The organism is Acinetobacter sp. YH16031 (assembly GCF_013417335.1).
In the GTDB taxonomy this organism is placed as follows: domain Bacteria; phylum Pseudomonadota; class Gammaproteobacteria; order Pseudomonadales; family Moraxellaceae; genus Acinetobacter.
The window spans coordinates 1-1649 of the sequence record NZ_VPED01000138.1 but is presented as its reverse complement, the minus strand read 5'-3'; the positions used below and the strand labels follow the sequence as shown (position 1 = coordinate 1649).

At 38.3% G+C, this 1649-nt stretch carries 1 protein-coding gene; it reads left to right on the top strand.

Annotated elements, in window-relative coordinates; translation table 11 throughout:
• Positions 1–1621: fimbria/pilus outer membrane usher protein (locus FTV31_RS16655; RefSeq protein ID WP_180015755.1), on the top strand; the 1621-nt coding region annotated here is incomplete at its 5' end.
• Positions 1622–1649 lie beyond the last annotated feature (28 nt).

Below are 1649 nucleotides of genomic sequence, written 5' to 3'. Positions count from 1 at the left end.
GGTTACAACCCCATTAATGAGTTTTAAAGGGCAGGTTGCACTCCCTTCACAGATTGACCTTATCATTAATGGAATCAAGCAATCATCACAGAATGTAGTGCCAGGGCAGTTTGATATTCAAACTACACCGAGTATTACAGGTGCTGGCAATGCACAAATGGTCATTACTGACATCAATGGCCAACAACAAGTCCAAAATTTTTCACTCTATCGCGCAAATCACTTACTGGCACGGGGTCTAAATGATTGGTCATTTAACCTTGGTTATCCTAAATTAAATTATGGCATATCTTCATTTGATTATGCTGATGATTTAGCATTAAGTGGTAGTTATCGTTATGGATTAAGCAATACATTGACTGTTGAGACCCATACTGAGTTGACTGAAAAGTTACAGCAAGTGGGGCTAGGTGGTGTTTACCAATTAGGGAGACAAGCTGGTCAATTCAATGTCTCTTATGCCCATAGTTATACACCTGAAAACACGGGACAGTTGCTTGGATTCGGTTATAGTTGGAACTCAGCATTGTTTAGCTTAAATTATAATGGATTACGTCAATATGGGCAGTTCAGTGATATCGCTAGTTTAAATGATGCTTCATATGCAACCCAATCCAATCAATTTTACATGGGCTTAAATACGAAGTTTGGTCAGTTAGGAGGGAGCTATATTCAACAAGAGTATAAGGATCAGTCCAGCAACGAATATGTTCTATTGAACTGGTCTTATATTTTCCCTCGACGAATGAATCTGAATTTAAGTTATAGCAGGGACTTACTAAATAAAGAAAATAGTTACTACCTGTCCTTTAATATTCCATGGGCGAAACGGAATTCAGCAACTATCACAGCTCAACGTAGTAATGATCAAAATCAACTTAGCCTGAACGTCTTACATTCTGTGGATCAAGACCAAGGTGGTTTCGGTTGGCAAGCAAGGGCCAATCATACTGAGTTATACTCACAATTTCAGGGGCAACTGGATTATTTAAGTCGTTATGGCTTGGCCCAACTTAACGTTCAACATACGACCTCAGACCAAAGTAATACCAGTATTTATGCTTCAGTGAATGGCGGGGTTGTACTATTGAAAGATGCTATCTTACCTAAACGCCTAAGCAGTGGTTCATTTGCTATCGTTTCAACAGATCAAATACCTGATGTGCCTGTACGACTAGAGAATCGTTTAATTGGTAAAACTAATAAAAAAGGTTATCTACTACTCGATTATTTGAACCCTTATCAGAATAATAGTATCGCTATAGATACGCTTGATTTGCCAATTAATCTAAAAATTGAAAAAACGCAACAAAATGCTGTACCACGCCAATCGAGTGGCGTTTTTGTACAATTCCCGATGTATCAAGTGAAATCTGTGCAACTTCAAGTAGTAGATTTACAGGGACAAAATGTGAACGTGGGAACTTCTGTATGGCAAGAAGAACCGATTCAGCAACAACAACCCACAACTATTGTGGCTCACGATGGAGTTGTGTATATCGATAACCTAAAAAATAATACACTTTACATAGGCAATCAACTTAAGCAGTGCCGAGTGATACTGCCTGAACTTACAACATTAAAAGGTTTTAGTGATTTGGGGCGAATGGTATGTCAATAAACTGCAATGACTTGTTTAAAATGAGTGA